Source organism: Streptomyces sp. NPDC020875 (genome assembly GCF_040641415.1).
Taxonomy (GTDB): domain Bacteria; phylum Actinomycetota; class Actinomycetes; order Streptomycetales; family Streptomycetaceae; genus Streptomyces.
In genome coordinates this window covers 56,694-73,417 of the sequence record NZ_JBFADP010000010.1, presented here as the reverse complement: position 1 = coordinate 73,417, position 16,724 = coordinate 56,694, and the positions used below count along the sequence as shown (strand labels likewise).

At 72.9% G+C, this 16,724-nt stretch carries 14 protein-coding genes and 1 tRNA gene; 12 read left to right on the top strand and 3 right to left on the bottom strand.

Going from position 1 to position 16,724, the window contains the following annotated elements; all coding sequences use genetic code 11:
• The first annotated feature begins 9 nt into the window (after positions 1-9).
• From AB0G74_RS08090 to AB0G74_RS08080, 3 genes are all read left to right on the top strand, one after another.
• A complete protein-coding gene (locus AB0G74_RS08090; protein WP_361141905.1) occupies positions 10-1,110 on the top strand; it encodes a helix-turn-helix transcriptional regulator in 1,101 nt (366 codons plus the stop codon).
• A gap of 272 nt (positions 1,111-1,382) precedes the next feature.
• Positions 1,383-1,952, top strand: a complete 570-nt coding sequence (locus tag AB0G74_RS08085; protein ID WP_361141903.1) for an isochorismatase family cysteine hydrolase — start codon at positions 1,383-1,385, stop codon at positions 1,950-1,952.
• Between the two features lie 4 nt (positions 1,953-1,956).
• Positions 1,957-2,895, top strand: coding sequence for an FAD-dependent oxidoreductase (locus AB0G74_RS08080; protein WP_361141901.1), 939 nt, complete (start codon positions 1,957-1,959; stop codon positions 2,893-2,895).
• A 211-nt stretch (positions 2,896-3,106) separates the two neighbouring features.
• Here AB0G74_RS08080 and AB0G74_RS08075 read toward each other — a convergent pair.
• A tRNA-Arg gene (locus AB0G74_RS08075) sits at positions 3,107-3,179 on the bottom strand.
• A 307-nt stretch (positions 3,180-3,486) separates the two neighbouring features.
• Here AB0G74_RS08075 and AB0G74_RS08070 point away from each other — a divergent pair.
• From AB0G74_RS08070 to AB0G74_RS08035, 8 genes are all read left to right on the top strand, one after another.
• On the top strand, positions 3,487-5,076 hold the full coding sequence (locus tag AB0G74_RS08070; RefSeq protein ID WP_361141899.1) for a dynamin family protein: 1,590 nt from the start codon (positions 3,487-3,489) through the stop codon (positions 5,074-5,076).
• An 89-nt stretch (positions 5,077-5,165) separates the two neighbouring features.
• A complete protein-coding gene (locus AB0G74_RS08065) occupies positions 5,166-6,875 on the top strand; it encodes a GTPase (RefSeq protein ID WP_361142007.1) in 1,710 nt (569 codons plus the stop codon).
• Between the two features lie 118 nt (positions 6,876-6,993).
• Complete coding sequence (locus AB0G74_RS08060) at positions 6,994-7,491, top strand: single-stranded DNA-binding protein (RefSeq protein ID WP_361141898.1); 498 nt, start codon at positions 6,994-6,996, stop codon at positions 7,489-7,491.
• 439 nt (positions 7,492-7,930) lie between these two features.
• The gene (locus AB0G74_RS08055) at positions 7,931-9,424 is read left to right on the top strand and encodes a Cys-Gln thioester bond-forming surface protein (RefSeq protein ID WP_361141896.1); all 1,494 of its coding nucleotides are present in this window, start codon (positions 7,931-7,933) and stop codon (positions 9,422-9,424) included.
• Positions 9,425-9,638: 214 nt separating this feature from the next.
• Positions 9,639-11,303, top strand: a complete 1,665-nt coding sequence (gene ettA, locus AB0G74_RS08050; protein WP_361141894.1) for an energy-dependent translational throttle protein EttA — start codon at positions 9,639-9,641, stop codon at positions 11,301-11,303.
• Between the two features lie 124 nt (positions 11,304-11,427).
• Entirely contained in the window at positions 11,428-11,868 is a 441-nt protein-coding gene (locus AB0G74_RS08045; protein ID WP_361141892.1) for a thioesterase family protein, read from the top strand.
• Positions 11,865-12,560 carry a hypothetical protein gene (locus AB0G74_RS08040; RefSeq protein WP_361141890.1) on the top strand — a complete coding sequence of 232 codons (696 nt, stop codon included), beginning with the start codon at positions 11,865-11,867 and terminating at the stop codon, positions 12,558-12,560. The genes AB0G74_RS08045 and AB0G74_RS08040 overlap by 4 nt, the downstream gene beginning before the upstream one ends.
• Before the next feature lie 137 nt (positions 12,561-12,697).
• Positions 12,698-13,468 carry an IclR family transcriptional regulator gene (locus AB0G74_RS08035; RefSeq protein ID WP_361141888.1) on the top strand — a complete coding sequence of 257 codons (771 nt, stop codon included), beginning with the start codon at positions 12,698-12,700 and terminating at the stop codon, positions 13,466-13,468.
• 74 nt (positions 13,469-13,542) lie between these two features.
• On the opposite strand, the gene AB0G74_RS08030 is transcribed toward AB0G74_RS08035, so the two are convergent.
• Positions 13,543-13,947 carry a globin gene (locus AB0G74_RS08030; protein WP_361141887.1) on the bottom strand — a complete coding sequence of 135 codons (405 nt, stop codon included), beginning with the start codon at positions 13,945-13,947 and terminating at the stop codon, positions 13,543-13,545.
• Between the two features lie 185 nt (positions 13,948-14,132).
• Between AB0G74_RS08030 and AB0G74_RS08025 the strand changes: the two genes are divergently transcribed.
• Entirely contained in the window at positions 14,133-15,140 is a 1,008-nt protein-coding gene (locus tag AB0G74_RS08025; RefSeq protein WP_361141885.1) for a methyltransferase domain-containing protein, read from the top strand.
• 88 nt (positions 15,141-15,228) lie between these two features.
• On the opposite strand, the gene AB0G74_RS08020 is transcribed toward AB0G74_RS08025, so the two are convergent.
• Positions 15,229-16,698 carry an FHA domain-containing protein gene (locus AB0G74_RS08020; protein WP_361141883.1) on the bottom strand — a complete coding sequence of 490 codons (1,470 nt, stop codon included), beginning with the start codon at positions 16,696-16,698 and terminating at the stop codon, positions 15,229-15,231.
• Between the last annotated feature and the right edge of the window lie 26 nt (positions 16,699-16,724).

The following is a 16,724-nucleotide window of genomic DNA, read 5'->3' as shown; positions in this document are numbered from 1 at the left end:
ATGCCCCCTGTGACCGGCCGCGAAGAACTCATCGCCCGCGCGGTCAGGGCCGACGGCCCGTACGAGATGTTCAGCACCCTCGCCGCACAACTGCGCCGAGCCGTCCCCTACGACGTCGGCGTCTGGCGCGCCACCGATCCCGAGACCGGGATGATCACCTCCCCGGTTCTCGCCGAGAACACCGAGGACCACAGCTGTACCGCCTACTGGCGGTACGAACTGTTCACGGAGCGGATCAACCTGTTCCGCGACCTCGCCCGGGCACCGGTACCGGTCGCGAGCCTCTGGGACAGCACCGGAGGCCGACCCGCCCGAAGCGGCCTCTACCGGGACTTCCTGGTACCGCGCGGACTCCACGACGAACTCCGGGCCGTCCTGCGCGTGGACGGCCGCCCGCACGGTTACGTCAGCCTGTTCCGGGCGAAGGGCCGCCCCGCCTTCACCGCCTCCGAACGGAGATTCCTCCAGGACCTCGGCACACCGATCGCCCGCCGACTCAGGTCCTACGCCAAAACCCGCCCCGCCCCCGCCGAAGACGGCCCGACCGGCACCGGACTCCTCCTCTTCGACGCGGGCGGCGCCCTGCTCTCCGCCAATGACGAAGCCCGCCGCTACCTGGAAGAACTCCCCGACGGCCCGACATCGGTCACCGCCCTCGGCGTCCGGGTCCCCCTCTGGGTCCACGGCACCGCGATGCGCGCCAGGGCGATCGCCGAACGGCACGGCGGCGACACCGCCCGCATCAGAATGCGCGCCCGGACCGGCCGCTGGCTGGTCTGCCACGGCTCCTGCCTGCGCGGCGCCGACGGCGAACTCGGCTTCTCCGCGGTCGTCATCGAACGGGCCCCGGCCTCCGAGATCACCCCGCTCGTCGTCCTCGCCTACGAACTGTCGGACCGGGAACTCCAGGTCACCCAGTGCGTGGCCCGCGGCCTCCCCACCAACGCCATCGCCGCCGAACTCCACCTGTCCCCCCACACGGTCCGCGACCACATCAAATCGATCTTCGAGAAACTCGACGTCTCCAGCCGCGGCGAACTGGTCGGCCGACTCTTCACGGAGTACGGCGAGCCGGCCCTCTCGACGGCTACGGAGCGCCGGGTGCTGTAGGAGCTTTGAGGGGTCGGCCGGTGGTACGGCGACTCGGAGAGCCGGGGTCTCGATAGGTGCTCGGTGGTGATCGAGCTCAAGGCAGCAGCGTTCCGCGAATGCCCACGAAGACGCCGCAGAAGCAGCAAGGCCGTAGGGCCTCCTGGAGACGGGTGAGGCTTTCGCCGTCTTGGCGGCGTGAATGAAGACCAGCGGACCGGCCGAACGGCTGCGTGCCGCGCAGGACGCGCTACGCGAGAGCGCCGGCTGAGGACACGGGTGGGAGAGAGCGTATGGACATCGGAAATGCCGCGCTGGTCGTCATCGATATGCAGAACGGCTTCGTGAACCACCACAGCCGCCAGGCAGTGCCCGCTGTCTCGGATCTGGTCGCGCGGTGGTCCGCTGTCGGCCGTCCGGTGCTCTTCACCCGTTACTTCAACTATCCGGACAGCCCCTACGAGCGGTTCTTCCAGTGGCGTCGCCTTCGCGACTCGCCGGAGACCGATCTCGTGCCGGAACTCGCCGAGCCCGCGGCCAGGGCCCATGCCGTGATTGACAAGACCGGGTACACGCTCTTCACGCCCGAAGCCACCGAACTGATCCGCCGGGCGGGTTGGACCGATCTCGTCTTCTGCGGGATCGCCACTGAGAGCTGCGTGCTGAAGTCCGCCGCGGACGCCTTCGAGCACGGTTACGCGCCGTGGATCGTGACCGACGCGTGCGCGAGTGACGCGGGCCCGGATGTCCACGACGCCGGTCTCGTCGTAGGCCGCCGGTTGATCGGACCCGGCCAACTCGTGCCGATGGACGCCGTGGTGCGGCAGATCACTGCGTATGCGGAGACCCTGGTGCTGGAATAGGCGCATGGTCGATACGCCGTCGCATGCGGGTTCGTCTGTCAGCTTCGACACCGATCTGATCGTCATCGGCGGAGGGCCTGCCGGTTGTGCGGCGGCCCGGATGGCGGCGAGTGTCGGTATGCGTTCGGTGGTGATTGAGCCGGACCGGTTGTGCCGGAACCTGTATCGGATTCCGGCGCTGAACAATGCCCTGGGCGGTTACAGCAGCGGTGGGGAGCTGGCGGACGCGATGACCGCGGAGCTGAGAGCCACGGAGCTGTGCCGTCTCGAACTCGGCCGCCGGGTGGTCGAACTCCGCGCCGATGACGACCGGGTGGCGGTCGCGTTGGACGACGGTACGCGTCTGATGGCGCCGTACGCGGTCGTCGCCACGGGCGTCGGACCGCTGCAGCCCGGTGACGTCCCGTGGGTCACGGCACCCACCGGTCTCGTCCTGCCCCCGCTGTGGGAGGCGGAGGCGGACGTCGCCGAAGGCCGTACGCTCCTCGTCCTCGGCGGCGACCGCCCGATCGGCACTTTCCTCCGCGCCCACCCGAATCTGGACGTCCGGCTGCTGGTGGCCTACCCGGAGCCGGACGCGTACAAGGTCGAGGAGGTACGGGGCGACCCGCGTGTCGTGCCGGTGCCCGTACGGCAGTTGACACTGCGTCGTGGTGCGGGAGGAACGGTTGCGGCGGAGGTGACGGACAGCAGCGGTGACAGGCACGATCTGGTGGCGGATGCCGCGTATCTCTCCCTCGGTAACACCCCGACGGCCCCGCCGGGCGACCTGGTCCGAGGTCCGGACGGCTACTGCCCACCGGCCGCCCAGCATCCGCGCGTCATTGTGGCGGGGGATCTGCGTTCGGCCCGCTACCAGCGGATCATGACAGCCCTCGGCTCCGGGTCGGAAGCTGCCCTGCGCGCGTACTACGCGGCCCGGGAACTGCCCGCCGACGGGTGAGTGTGCCGGGCCCTGCCGACCGCGCGAGACCGGGTGTCGTAACGGGGGCGGGTCGCTCCGCTGTCGGCGACCGCCACTCCGATCGGGCGCGGCGGTCACAACCGTCCAGTCGCATGACGACGATCACCGGCCGCACGGTCGAATACTCCGAACAGCGAAAACGCCCTCCCGGGGGAGGGCGGAACACCAAGACGGCGCTGCAAAGAAAGAGCGCCCCCGGCAGGACTCGAACCTGCGGCCAAGCGCTTAGAAGGCGCCTGCTCTATCCACTGAGCTACGGGGGCCGGGTGTGGTGGGACGGACGCGGGAAGCGGAGTGCGTGAGTCCGTGACCGTGTCGGGGACAAGGATAGGGCTCCCGTCGCCTTGACCCCGTTGCTTCGCCTGCGTGGCTCGATGTGGAGGTTCGGTGAAGCGAACCGATAATCGCAGGCAGGTGCGATTCCTGCATCGGTTTTCCGCTCAACGGTCGCGGGTGTTGTGCACTCGTTATGCCTGCGCCCCACTCATCCCCTCTGTCCCTTGTGTCCGACCGGCGCGCAGACATGGCCATACGCTTCAAAATGGCTGAAAAATTGGGCATTCTTCACATGTGGTGACCTTGGATGCCCGGCCCCAGCTGATCGACGCTCTGACCGCCCTGCGCGAACGAGTCGCCGCCGTGCGTCTGCCGCTGCCGTTGGCGGGGGCGCCGCGGGCCCGGCAGGCGCGGGGGGAGCTGCTGGCGCAGCTCGACGACTATCTCGTACCGCGGCTCAAGGATCCGGGGGCGCCGCTGCTCGCGGTGGTCGGGGGGTCGACCGGGGCCGGGAAGTCGACGCTGGTGAATTCGCTCGTGGGGCGGCGGGTCACCGAGGCGGGGGTGTTGCGGCCGACCACCAGGACTCCGGTGCTGGTCTGCCATCCCGACGACCACCACTGGTTCAGCGGGGGGCGGGTGCTGCCCCGGCTCACCCGGGTCTGGGCGCCCGAGCGGGAGGACGGCGACGGGGAGGGCGTTGCCCGGAACGAGTTGCGGGTGGAGCGGTCGGGGGCGCTGCCCAGGGGGCTGGCGCTGCTCGACGCGCCCGATATCGACTCGCTCGTGGTGGAGAACCGGGTGCTCGCCGCCGAGCTGATCTGCGCGGCCGACGTCTGGGTGATGGTGACGACCGCCTCGCGGTACGCCGACGCGGTGCCCTGGCATCTGCTGCGTACCGCCAAGGAGTACGACGCGTCCCTGGTCACCGTGCTCGACCGGGTGCCGCACCAGGTGCTCGCCGAGGTGTCCCGGCAGTACGCGGCGCTGCTCACCAAGGCCGGGCTCGGGGATGTACCCCGGTTCACCATTCCCGAGCTGCCCGAGTCCGCGGGCGGCGGCAGCGGGCTGCTGCCCAACAGCGCCGTCGCGCCCCTGCACGACTGGCTCGCCCACCGGGTGCGGGACCCGGCCGCCCGGCAGCAGGCGCTGGGGCGGACCGCGACCGGGGTGATCGACTCCCTCAACGCCCGGATGCCGGAGCTGGCCGCCGCCGTCGCCGGGCAGTACGCCGCCACCGTACGGCTCACCGGGGTGGTGGAGGACGCCTACGAGTCGGAGCGCGCCCGGCTCGACCAGCGGCTTGCCGCCGGGGCCGTGCTCTCCGGGGACGCCAGGACCCGTTGGCGGGGTTTTCCCCGCGACAGCACCGCCGGTGAGCTGCTGGACGCGCTCACCGACGGGCTCCGCGCCCTGGTGCAGTGCGCCGTGGCCGCCGCCGACGAGCGGGTACGGGACGCCTGGCGCCGCGATCCGGCGGCGGCCGGGGTGGCCGCCGTACGGCCCGACCCCGAGGCGGGCGAGCGGCTGGGGATCGCGGTCCGGCGCTGGCGGCGGGAGCTGGAGGAGCTGGCCGACGAGGAGGTGCGGGAGCTGGACCGTACCCCCGCGCCCGATCCCGAGACCGTGGCCGCCCTCGTCGCCGCCGCCCTCCTCGGCGGGCGGCGGGCCCGGCCGGCCGGGGAACGGCTCGCCCAGCGGATCGGGGCCCGGGCCGCGCTCCGGCTCCGCGACCGCGGCGGCGAACTGCTGACCGCGGCCGTCGGTTCCGTCTTCGACGGGGAGCGGGACCGCAGGCTCGCCCCCCTCGACTCCCTCGACGTCTCACCGGAACCCCAGGCCGAGCTGATCGCCGCCCTGTCCGTACTGCAGAAGGTGAAGTGACTGGTGTGGAAGCGGAACACGACGAACGGCGCTGGGACGACGGACTGATCGCCCGCAGGGCCGCCCCGGTCCCCGTCCCCGGAGAGGCCGTGCCGGAGCCCGAGGAGGATCCGGCCGAAACCGGGGTGATCGGCGGCGGTCTGCGGTTCCGGCTCGACGCCCTGCGGGAACTCGTCGGCCTCTCCCGCGCCCGCCTCGACGACGCCGCGCTCGCCGAGCCCGGACGCGTCCTGGACGAGGCCGCCGCCCGGCAGCGGCTCTCCGGGCGGCATACCGTCGTCGCCGTCGCCGGAGCCACCGGAAGCGGCAAGTCCACCCTCTTCAACACCCTCGCGCAGGTACCGCTGTCGGAGACCGGTCTGCGCAGGCCCACCACATCGGCGCCGGTCGCCTGCGTCTGGTCGGAGGGCGCCGCCGGGCTCCTCGACCGGCTCGCCATCCCGCCCAGGCTGCGGCGGCGGCCCCTGGCGGGCGGCGCCGAGGAACTGTCGGGACTGGTCCTGATCGACCTGCCCGACCACGACTCGGCGCTCCGCAGACACCGCGACCAGGTCGACCGGGTACTCGCCCTGGTCGACGCCGTGATCTGGGTCGTCGACCCGGAGAAATACGCGGACGCCGCACTCCACGAGCGCTATCTGCGGCCCCTCGCGGGCCATGCCGAGGTCACCTTCGTGGTGCTCAACCAGATCGACCGGCTGCCCGGCGACGCCGCCGACCAGGTACTCGACGATCTGCGGCGGCTGCTGGACGAGGACGGCATGGCGCTGGGCGAACACGGCGACAGCGGCGCCACCGTGCTCCCCGTCTCCGCCCTCACCGGTGAGGGGATCGGGGAGCTGCGGGAGGTGCTGGGCGCCTTCGTCCAGGAACGTACGGCCGCCGCCCGCAGGCTCTCCGCCGATGTCGACGCCGCCGCGCACGGGCTGCGCGGCGGCTATGTCGCCACCGGCCGGACCGGTCTGGACGAACGGGCGCGGGAGGAGTTCACCGACCGGCTCGCCGAGGCCGTCGGCGCCGACGCGGCGGGTGAGGCCGCCGAACGGGAGTGGCGGCGGCACGCGGGCCGCGCCTGCGGCACCCCCTGGCTGAGGCTCTGGCGCTGGTACGAGCGCCGGCGCACGCCCGGGGCCGTCCCGGTGCCCGACGTACCGCCGGCCGAGGACGAGCCGACCGCTCGCCAGCGGGTGGAACAGGCGGTCCGCACGGTCGCCGACGAGGCGGCGGCGGGGCTGCCCGCGCCCTGGTCGCAGGCGGTGCGCGAGGCCGCGGTCCGGGGCTCCGAGGGGCTGCCGGAAGCCCTCGACGAGCTGGCGGCGAAGGCGGCGGAGGAGACCGGGAGACGGCCGCTGCGGCCCGCCTGGTGGCCCGCCGCCGTACTGGCCCAGGCGTCGATGACCCTGCTTCAGATCTACGGCGGGCTGTGGCTGGTGGGGCAGATCGTCGGGGTCTTCCCGCCGGGCCTGGTCTATCCGGCGGGGCTGATGCTGGCCGGGATCGTCGGCGGACCGCTGGTGGAGTGGGCCTGTACGGCGGCGGTACGCGGCCCCGCGCGGCGGTACGGGCAGGATGCCCGGCGCAGGCTGCGCGAGGCGGCGGCCGGGTGCGGCCGGGCGATGGTGCTCGATCCGGTGGCGGGTGAGTTGCTGCGCTATCGAGAGGTACGGGAGCGGTACGCGACCGTCGCGGGCGGCGACCGGACGGCGCTGGGCGGTACCCGGGGCGCGCTGGGCGGCCGGGGCGGACGGGGCTCGGGGGGTGCCCCGGGGGTGACGGGGTTCTCCACAACCGGCCGGTAGTCCACAGGGCCAGGCGGCGGTCCGGGGCCGGGTCCAGGATCGGACGCGGAGCCGCGGAAGGGCGGTCGTCCGGTCGAGCGGCGGGCCGTGGAGGTCCGCCGGGGGGAGTGGTCGCGCGATGTACGAGACGACGGTGACGCTGGTGGGCAACGCCGCCACGGCGGTGGAGTACCGGGAGACGACCGCCGGGCCGGTGGCGCGGTTCCGGATGGCGGTGACGCCCAGGCGCTGGGACCGGCAGAACTCGGGCTGGTCCGACGGGCCCACCAGCTTCTACACGGTCTTCGCCTGGCGGGGGCTCGCCGCCAATCTGTCGGGGTCGCTCTCGGTCGGCGATCCGGTCCTGGTCCACGGGCGGCTGCGGGTACGGGAAGTCGATCCGATCGGCCCGGCGGGGGAGCAACGGGAGCGCGAAGGCCATGGCGGACCCGGCGGGGACGGTGGCCGGCGGACCTTCGTGGACGTCGACGCGCTCGCCGTGGGGCACGACCTCAACCGGGGTACGTCCGCCTTCCGGCGGGTCGCCCGGCCCGCCGGTGGTGCCGCGGGTGGCACCGGGGGAGCGCCGGAGGCTGGTGGGGGCGCTGTGGGTGCCGGGGGCGATCCGTCCGGGTGATCCGGCGAACCGGGCGGGGGTGGGGGAGGTTGCGATCCGGTCGCAACCCCTCCCGCTCCGGTGAGTCCAGGTCGTCGCCAGGAGGTCGTCAGGCGGTCGCCGAGTTGCTTCCTGGTGTACTCCCCGTATTTGTCCAAGGTTGTTGTGAAAGCTGGCAACGCCGTACCGACCTGCGGATTCACCGATCTCACACGGCTGTTGGGGGTGTGGATGTACCGGTGATTTATCGATAAGGAATGGAGGAGGGCCAGTTGGCGGCGGGATCCGCGATAACGATTCCGATTCGGAATGGTTGTATGACGGTACGACGGGGCATCGGCCCGCTCGGGCGTTCATAGGATCCCTCCGTACTCACGGGGCACTTGAGTAGGTCGGCGAGGCCCACTCCCCACACACATCGTGCGCATCGTCTGCGAAGCCTCGCCCGGAGGGGATTTCTGTGTTTGCACTGTTCTCCGCGTCGTCCGCTTCCAGCGGGCGCGGGCGGTCCACCGTTCGCCGTATCGCCGCCGTCACCGCGGTGACGGGTCTGGTCGCGACCGGCGCGCTCACCGGCGCCGGGGCCGCCGTCGCCAGTGACGGGGTGTCGCACACGGGCGGCGCGGTCGCCACACTCGCCGGGCTGAAGGTCCACGACTACGCGCTGCTGCACACCCCGGGCGACAAGGAGCCGTTCCGGATGGCCGCCGGGCTCTTCGAGCTGACCGGCGGCGGCACGTTCAAGACGTACTGCATCGATCTCCACAACCCGACCGAGGACGGCACCAAGTACCAGGAGACCCCCTGGGACCAGAGCGTCCTCAACAAGAACCCCGAAGCGGGCAAGATCCGCTGGATCCTCCAGAACTCCTACCCGAAGGTGGACGACCTGGCGGCGCTGGCGGAGGCGGCCAAGTCCGGCCCGCTGACCGAGAAGACCGCAGCCGCCGGAACGCAGGTCGCCATCTGGCGCTACTCGGACAAGGCGGATGTGACAGCCGCCGACGAGAACGCCGGGAAGCTGGCCGACTACCTTTACGAGAAGGCGCAGAACCTGGCGGAGCCGAAGCCGTCCCTCAAGGTCGACCCGCACGCCGTCTCAGGCAAGCCCGGCAGCCGGATCGGTCCGGTGACCGTCACCACCGACGCGCCCCCGGCCGCCAAGGTCGGCCTGACCCTCTCCTCCGAGGGCACCGTCGCCGGGGTGAAGATCGTGGACAAGGCCGGGAAGCCGGTCACCACTGCGGTCAACGGCGACAAGGTCTACTTCGAGGTCCCGGCCGACGCCCCCGACGGGCGGGCGGAGCTGACCGCGAGCGTCACCACCCAGGTCCCGGTCGGGCGGGCCTTCGCGCCGCAGGTCGGCACCAGCCAGACCATGATCCTGGCGGGCTCCAGCACCTCCGAGGTCTTCGCCTCCGCCGCCGTGGTCTGGGCGAAGACCGGCCCCGTCCCGGCGGTCACCTTCCAGGAGAACTGCGACAAGGGCGGCGTCGACGTCACCGCCGCCAACAAGGGCGACGCGCCCTTCACCTTCACCCTCGCGGGTAAGGAGTACACGGTTCCGGCGGGCGGCTCCAAGACCGTGACCGTCCCGGTCGCCGAGGACCAGCCGTACGACATCACCATCACCGGCCCGAACGACTTCAAGGAGACGTTCAAGGGCGTACTGGACTGCGAGACCAGCGGCAAGCCGGTCGAGCCGAAGCCGTCCTCCGAGCCCACGCCGAACTCGGCGGGCGGTACGGGCACCGGCGGCGGTGACGCCTCCACCGGGTCGACGGGCGGTTCCACCGGCACCACCGGCGCCGCCACCACCACCGGCGGCGGCCTGGCCGCGACCGGCGGCTCCAGCGCCACCCCCGTGATCGCGGGTGTCGCGGTGGCCCTGGTCGCCCTCGGCGGCGGCGCGGTGTTCTTCCTCCGGAAGAAGAAGGCGGCCGCGGGCGAGTGACCGCGGATGCGCGGGGAGTGACCGCGTACGGCCTGTGACTTACCGGTGGCCCCGGAGTGCCGAGCACTCCGGGGCCACCGGTACGTCCGGCCACCGGGGCCGTCCGTACCCCGGCGGTCCGGGCCCGTACCGCCGTCGGTTTTCGCCACGGGACGGCGGTACGGCAAGATGGGGTGTATCTCTGCCCACCCACTTATCTGCCGGACGGTTTCTCTTGGCTGAGTACATCTACACGATGCGCAAGACGCGCAAGGCGCACGGCGACAAGGTCATCCTCGATGACGTGACGCTGAGCTTCCTGCCCGGCGCCAAGATCGGTGTGGTCGGTCCGAACGGCGCCGGTAAGTCCACGGTCCTGAAGATCATGGCCGGACTGGAGCAGCCGTCGAACGGCGACGCCTTCCTGTCGCCCGGCTACACCGTCGGCATCCTGCTCCAGGAGCCGCCGCTGGACGAGTCCAAGACGGTTCTGCAGAACGTCGAGGACGGTGTCGCGGAGATCAAGGGCAAGCTCAACCGGTTCAACGAGATCGCCGAGCAGATGGCGACCGAGTACACCGACGAGCTGATGGAGGAGATGGGCAAGCTCCAGGAGGACCTCGACCACGCCAACGCGTGGGACCTCGACGCCCAGCTGGAGCAGGCCATGGACGCCCTGGGCTGCCCGCCCGGCGACTGGCCCGTCAACAACCTCTCCGGTGGCGAGAAGCGCCGTGTCGCGCTCTGCAAGCTGCTGCTGGAGGCCCCCGACCTGCTGCTCCTCGACGAGCCCACCAACCACCTCGACGCCGAGTCGGTGCAGTGGCTGGAGCAGCACCTCGCCAAGTACGCGGGCACCGTCGTCGCCATCACCCACGACCGGTACTTCCTCGACAACGTCGCGGGCTGGATCCTGGAGCTGGACCGCGGCCGCGCCATCGGCTACGAGGGCAACTACTCCACGTACCTGGAGAGCAAGCAGGCCCGGCTCAAGGTCGAGGGCCAGAAGGACGCCAAGCGCGCCAAGCGGCTCCGGGAAGAGCTGGAGTGGGTCCGCTCCAACGCCAAGGGCCGGCAGGCCAAGTCCAAGGCCCGGCTCGCCCGGTACGAGGAGATGGCGGCCGAGGCCGACAAGATGCGGAAGCTGGACTTCGAGGAGATCCAGATCCCGCCGGGCCCCCGGCTCGGCAGCATCGTCGTCGAGGTCAACAACCTCACCAAGGGCTTCGGCGAGAAGCTGCTGATCGACGACCTCAGCTTCACCCTGCCCCGGAACGGCATCGTCGGCATCATCGGCCCCAACGGCGCCGGTAAGACGACCCTGTTCAAGATGCTCCAGGGCCTGGAGGCGCCGGACGCCGGCACCATCAAGGTCGGCGACACCGTCAAGATCAGCTACGTCGACCAGAGCCGCGAGAACATCGACCCCAAGAAGACGCTGTGGGCCGTGGTCTCCGACGAGCTGGACTACATCAACGTCGGCCAGGTCGAGATGCCGTCCCGCGCCTATGTCTCCGCCTTCGGATTCAAGGGCCCGGACCAGCAGAAGCCCGCCGGGATCCTCTCCGGCGGCGAGCGCAACCGGCTCAACCTCGCGCTCACCCTCAAGCAGGGCGGCAATCTGCTCCTCCTCGACGAGCCGACCAACGACCTCGACGTGGAGACGCTCTCCTCCCTGGAGAACGCGCTGCTGGAGTTCCCCGGCTGCGCCGTGGTCGTCTCCCACGACCGCTGGTTCCTCGACCGGGTGGCCACCCACATCCTCGCCTACGAGGGCGACTCCAAGTGGTTCTGGTTCGAGGGCAACTTCGAGACGTACGAGAAGAACAAGATCGAGCGGCTCGGCCCGGACGCGGCCCGGCCGCACCGTGCCACGTACAAGAAGCTCACCCGGGGCTGAGCCCCGCCCGCCCGGTCCCGTCCCCGCCCCCGCCCCGGCCGCTCCCGGCCGGGGCCGGGGACCCGGGGCACCGGGACCGGAGCACGAACCAAGCCAGAGACCGAGAAGGCGGGAACCGTCACCCATGGCCCGGCACATCTACCGCTGTCCGCTCCGCTGGTCCGACATGGACGCCTTCGGGCATGTCAACAATGTCGTCTTCCTCCGCTATCTGGAGGAGGCCCGGATCGACTTCATGTTCCGGCTCCGGCCGTCGGACGGCTCGCCCTCCTTCTCCGGGGGCTCGGTGGTGGCCCGGCACGAGATCGACTACGTCCGGCCGCTGGTCCACCGGCACGAGCCGGTCGTGATCGAGACCCGGGTGACCCGGATCGGCGCCGCGTCCCTGACCGTCAGCTACGAGGTCAAGGACACCGAGGGCGCCTCGGAGGTCTATGTCCGGGCCTCGACCGTCGTCGTCCCCTACGACCTCGAAGCGGGCCGGCCGCGCCGGATCAGCGCGGAGGAGCGCGCCCACCTCCGGGAGTATCTGGAGGAGGCCGACGAGAGCGCCCTGGTCGCATGAGTACGCCCGTGCGGAGCCCGGACCTCGCCGACGCCCGGGAGGCGGACGATCTCACCGCCTTCCTCGCCCGGCTGCTGCACTACGACCGCGCCGCCGCCGTCCGCCTCCAGGCGGGCGGCCCGGACGGCCGTCCCCAGCCGCATCTCGCGGTCTTCGGCCGCCCGCCCTCCTTCGAGGTGCTGGCGATCAGGACCGCCCGGCTGAGCACGCCCCTCGCCCTCGACACCACGGTCTCCGCCGGTGAGCTGCTCGACCGGATCGAGGGCACCGGATTCACCCTGCCCGCGCCGGTCACCGGCCCGCCGTGGACCGGCGTCCTGCCGCCCCGCGGCGGCTGGAGCACCGTCCCCGGGCTCCCCGGCGCCGCCGAGATGCGGGCCGCCGTCGCCGCCGCCGTCGCCGAGTTCCGGCACCGGGACGAGGCCCTGCCCGCCGAGCGCAGGACCCGGGCCGAACGCGACCGGATCGGACGGGAGATCTGGTCCCGCGAGGTGGCCGGAACCGGACTGCCGCTGCGCGCCGTGCACGCCGCGCACTCCCTCGGCTTCCTGCGCCCCGGCGCGCCCGTGGCGCTGCTGACCGCCCCCGGCTCCTGGCTGCGCCTGCGGACCTCCTTCGGTTCGATCGCCGTCCGGGCCTCCGGTCCCGGCGGGCTGACCGGGCTGACCGTCACACCCACCCGGAGCGGCTGAGTCCGGGGAGACCCGGCTCACCCGCCCCCGGCGGTTGAAGCCCCGCCGGCCGGGCAGGAGCGGCTTTTCCGAACAGACGCGCGAGGCGGGGCGGGCGCGGTACGACCGGCGGCGCCCCGGCCGCGAGGGTGGGAGAGATGACGACCGACAGAGCCGGTACGGCGGTGCAGTCCGTGGACCGGGCCGTCAGTGTGCTGGAGAGCCTGGCCCGGCGGGGCGAGGCGGGGGTCACCGAGATCGCCGTCGAACTGGGGGTCCACAAGTCGACCGCGTCCCGGCTGCTCGGGGCGCTGGAGAACCGGGGCCTGGTGACGCAGTCCGGGGACCGGGGCAAGTACCGGCTCGGGGCGGGCGTACTGCGGCTCGCGGGCGCCGCCGCCGGGCGGCTGGACATCGCCCGGGAGGCCGAGCCGCTCTGCCGGGACCTCGCCGACGAGATCGGGGACACCGTCAATGTGGCCGTACTCGCCGACGGCGCGGCCGTGAACGTCGCCCAGGCCAGGGGCTCGGCGGCGGTGACCTCGTACAACTGGATCGGCCGCCGCACCCCGCTGCACGCCACCTCCAGCGGCAAGGTGCTGCTCGCGTACGCGCCCGGCGCCGTACGGGAGCGGGTCCTCGCGGGCGGACTCGACGGCTTCACACCGCGGACCGTGACCGACCCCGGGCGGCTGGCCCGGCTGCTCGACGAGGTGGTGGAGCGGGGGTACGCGATCGCCGTCGAGGAGCTGGAGACCGGGCTGAACGCGGTGGCCGCGCCCGTACGGTGCCACGACGGGTCGGTGAGCGGGGCGCTGAGCGTCTCCGGGCCCGCGTACCGGCTCCGGGCCGAACTGCTGCCCGAGGTCGCCGGGCGGACCGTGGCCGTCGCCGCCGAGCTGTCGTACCGGATGGGGTACGCGGGCTGACGCCCGGAAGCCCGGCCCCGGGATCGGCGGCCGGGCCGGAAGGGCGCCGGGACGGCTGGTCGGCCCGGAGCGGGTCAGCCGTCGGTGTTGATCATGGAGGCGGCGGCGTACGTCATGTAGTTCCACAGCTGGGTCTCGTGCTCGGGCGAGAGCTCCAGCTCGTCCACCGCGACCCGCATATGCCGCAGCCAGGCGTCGTGCGCGGCCCGGTCGACCCGGAACGGCGCGTGCCGCATCCGCAGCCGGGGGTGACCCCGGTTGTCGCTGTAGGTCCTGGGCCCGCCCCAGTACTGCATCAGAAAGAGGGCGAACCGCTCCTCGGCCGGGCCGAGGTCCTCCTCCGGATACATCGGCCGCAGCAGCGGATCGTCGGCGACGCCTTCGTAGAACCGGTGAACAAGGCGACGGAAGGTCGGCTCGCCGCCGACCTGCTCGTAGAAGGTCTGCTCCTGAAGGGTGCCCCGGGGAATCTCGTTCACCCGTCCATCGTCTCAGATGACCGGGACCAGGACCGGGGTCCTAGGTCCCCCCGGCTGGACCCGAATCCGGAATCTCCGGGTCCGCGTGGGGCTCGTTCCGGCCGGGTGCCGAACCGACCGGAGCGGCGCCGCGCGGAGCCCGGTGATGCTCGCCTCGCGACCGTCCGGGCCGCACAGTGGGAGACATGGGGACCCTTCCGCAGCGGTACGCCGATCCCGCCGACGAGGCCCGCCGGGCGCTGGTGCGCGCGATGGTGGCCGACGGCGGGCTGCGGGATCCCGCCTGGCGGCTCGCCTTCGAGGAGGTGCCCCGCCATCTGTTCGTGCCGTACTACTACGTCCCCGTGCCCTCGGGCGCGGGACGGCCCGCCCGCTGGGAACGGCTCTGGGGCGAGGACCCCGACCCCGTCCGCCGGGAGCGCTGGCTGCGCGGCGCCTACACCGACGGGCCGCTGGCCACCCGGGTCCGGGACGGTGAGCTGATCTCCTCCAGCAGCCAGCCGTCGCTGATGGCGCGGATGCTGGCGGCGCTGGAGGTGCGGTACGGGGACCGGGTACTGGAGATCGGCGCCGGTACCGGCTACAACGCGGCCCTGCTCTGCCACCGGCTCGGCGACACCCGGGTCACCACCGTCGATCTCGAACCGGAGATCACCGAGTCCGCCCGGGCCCACCTGGCGGCGGCGGGCTACCGGCCCGCGGTGATCACCGGCGACGGGGCCCGGGGAGCGCCCGGGCGGGCGCCCTTCGACCGGATCCTGGCCACCTGCGCGCTTCCGGTGATCCCGGACGACTGGCCGGCGCAGTGCCGGCCGGACGCGGTGATCGTCGCCCCGGTCTCCACCGGCCTGGTCGTGCTCCGGGTCCGGGACGACGCCCGGGGCCGCTTCGCCGAGGGCCGCTTCCTCCGCGTACCGGCCTACTTCGTGCCGCTGCGGGGTACGGGCGACGCCCCGCTGATCCGGACCCGCGGCCTGCCCCGGCAGACGGTCGAGAACGATCTCTTCCGCTTCCTGCTGGCGCTGACGGCGGGCGGCCTCGATCCCCACGAGGCCCTCGCCCTCTGGGAGCGCGAGGGACGGCCGCGCCGCGACCGGTTCGGGATCACGGTCGGGGCGCGCCGCCAATGGGCATGGCTGGACGACCCCGGGGGACCTTACGTCTGGCCCCTGGGCGAGTTCGGACCGGACTGAGACCGACCGCCCGCGAGCGGCCGGTCAGCCGTGCCGGACGGCGACCGTGATGACGGTCAGCCGTGCCGGACCGCGACCATGATCACGGTCAGCCGCGCCGGACCGTGATCGTGGTCCAGGCGCCGACGTGTACCCGGTCGCCGTCGTTCAACGGGACGGGCACATAGGGCTGGATCGGCTCCTCGGCGCCGTTGAGCGTCGTGCCGTTGGTCGAGTTCTGGTCGACGACGGCCCAGGAGCCGTCCGGCTGCTGGACCAGTACGGCGTGCTTGTGCGAGACGCCCGGGTCCTCCGGCGGTACCGACAGATCTATATCGGGCGCCTCGCCGGTGGACTGGCGGCGACGGCCGATGGTGATCTGGTTGCCGGTGAGCGGCAGATGCTGCTCGGGGCTGTACGCGGGCAGGTTGAGGCCGCCCGCGTCCGGGCCGCTGCGCTGCATCATCGCCAGGAAGTAGTCCCGGTCGGGGGCGATCACGGCGGTCCACGAGCCGGGCGCGCCGGGTCCGCCGAAACCGCCGGGCGCCGACTGGTGCTGCCCGGGAACGGGGCCGGAACCGGGGCCCGGTCCGGGGCCGGTGGGCGGGCCGCCCTGCGGGCCGCCGTAGGGCGGCTGGTACGCGCCCTGCGGCGGACCCTGCGGCGGGGACGACTGCGACGGCGGGCTCAGCGGCCAGTCGTCGACCGGGGGAGCCTGGCCGGGGCCCGGCCCGCCGGGGCCCGGTGCGGGCGGCTGCGGGGCCGGGGGCTCGGCGGGCTGGAAGGCCGACGGCGCGGGCTGCCGCTGGAACGCGGACGGCGCGCCACCGGGGCCGCCCTGCGGGCCGTGCGGGTCCTGGCCGCCCTGGAACGGCGAGGCCGGCGGCTGCTGCTGGGTGAAGGACGGCGGGGGCGGCGGTGTCCGGCCGCCGGGTTGCTGGTGTCCCGGGATCTGGCCGGGCATTCCGTGTCCCGGCGCCTCGTGCAGCGGCTCGGCGGGCCGGTTCAGCTGAGAGGGGCGCGAGCCCTGGTAGTCGAACGGGTCGTGCGACTGCGGGCCGGGGCCCTGGCCGCCGTGGCCGGGCACCTGCGGCCCGGCACCGTGGCCGCCGGGCGCGCCTCCGCCGGGGAACCCCGGGCCCTGCCCCTGGGCGCCCGGACCGGGCGGGGGCGGCGGGAAGCCGGGCGGCTGGGAGCCCTGGCCCGGGAAGCCGGGGCCGCCCTGCGGCCCGGGTCCGGACGGCGGTCCGGGCTGGTTGGTGAACCCGGCGGGCAGGTTGAGGCCCGGCCGGGGACCCGTCGCCACCGGGGTGTACGACGTCGCCGTGTTCGTCAGGAAGTTGTACCGGCACTCCTCGCAGAAGGGCGCGTTGGCCTCCCGGGGCGTACGGCACTGGGGACACAGCTCTGCTTGCGCGGTGGCGTTCGGGTCGCCCGGGGGCGGCGGGAAGCCGTACCCCGGCTGCGGCGGAGGAGGCGGTACGGCCCCCGTGGGAGCGCCGGGGCCCGCCATGCGGTGGCCACAGACCTCGCACCAGTCGTCGGAACCCGACTGGTGTCCGTTCGGGCAGGTCGGCATGGAGGCGCCTCCCCCTCTCCTGTCCG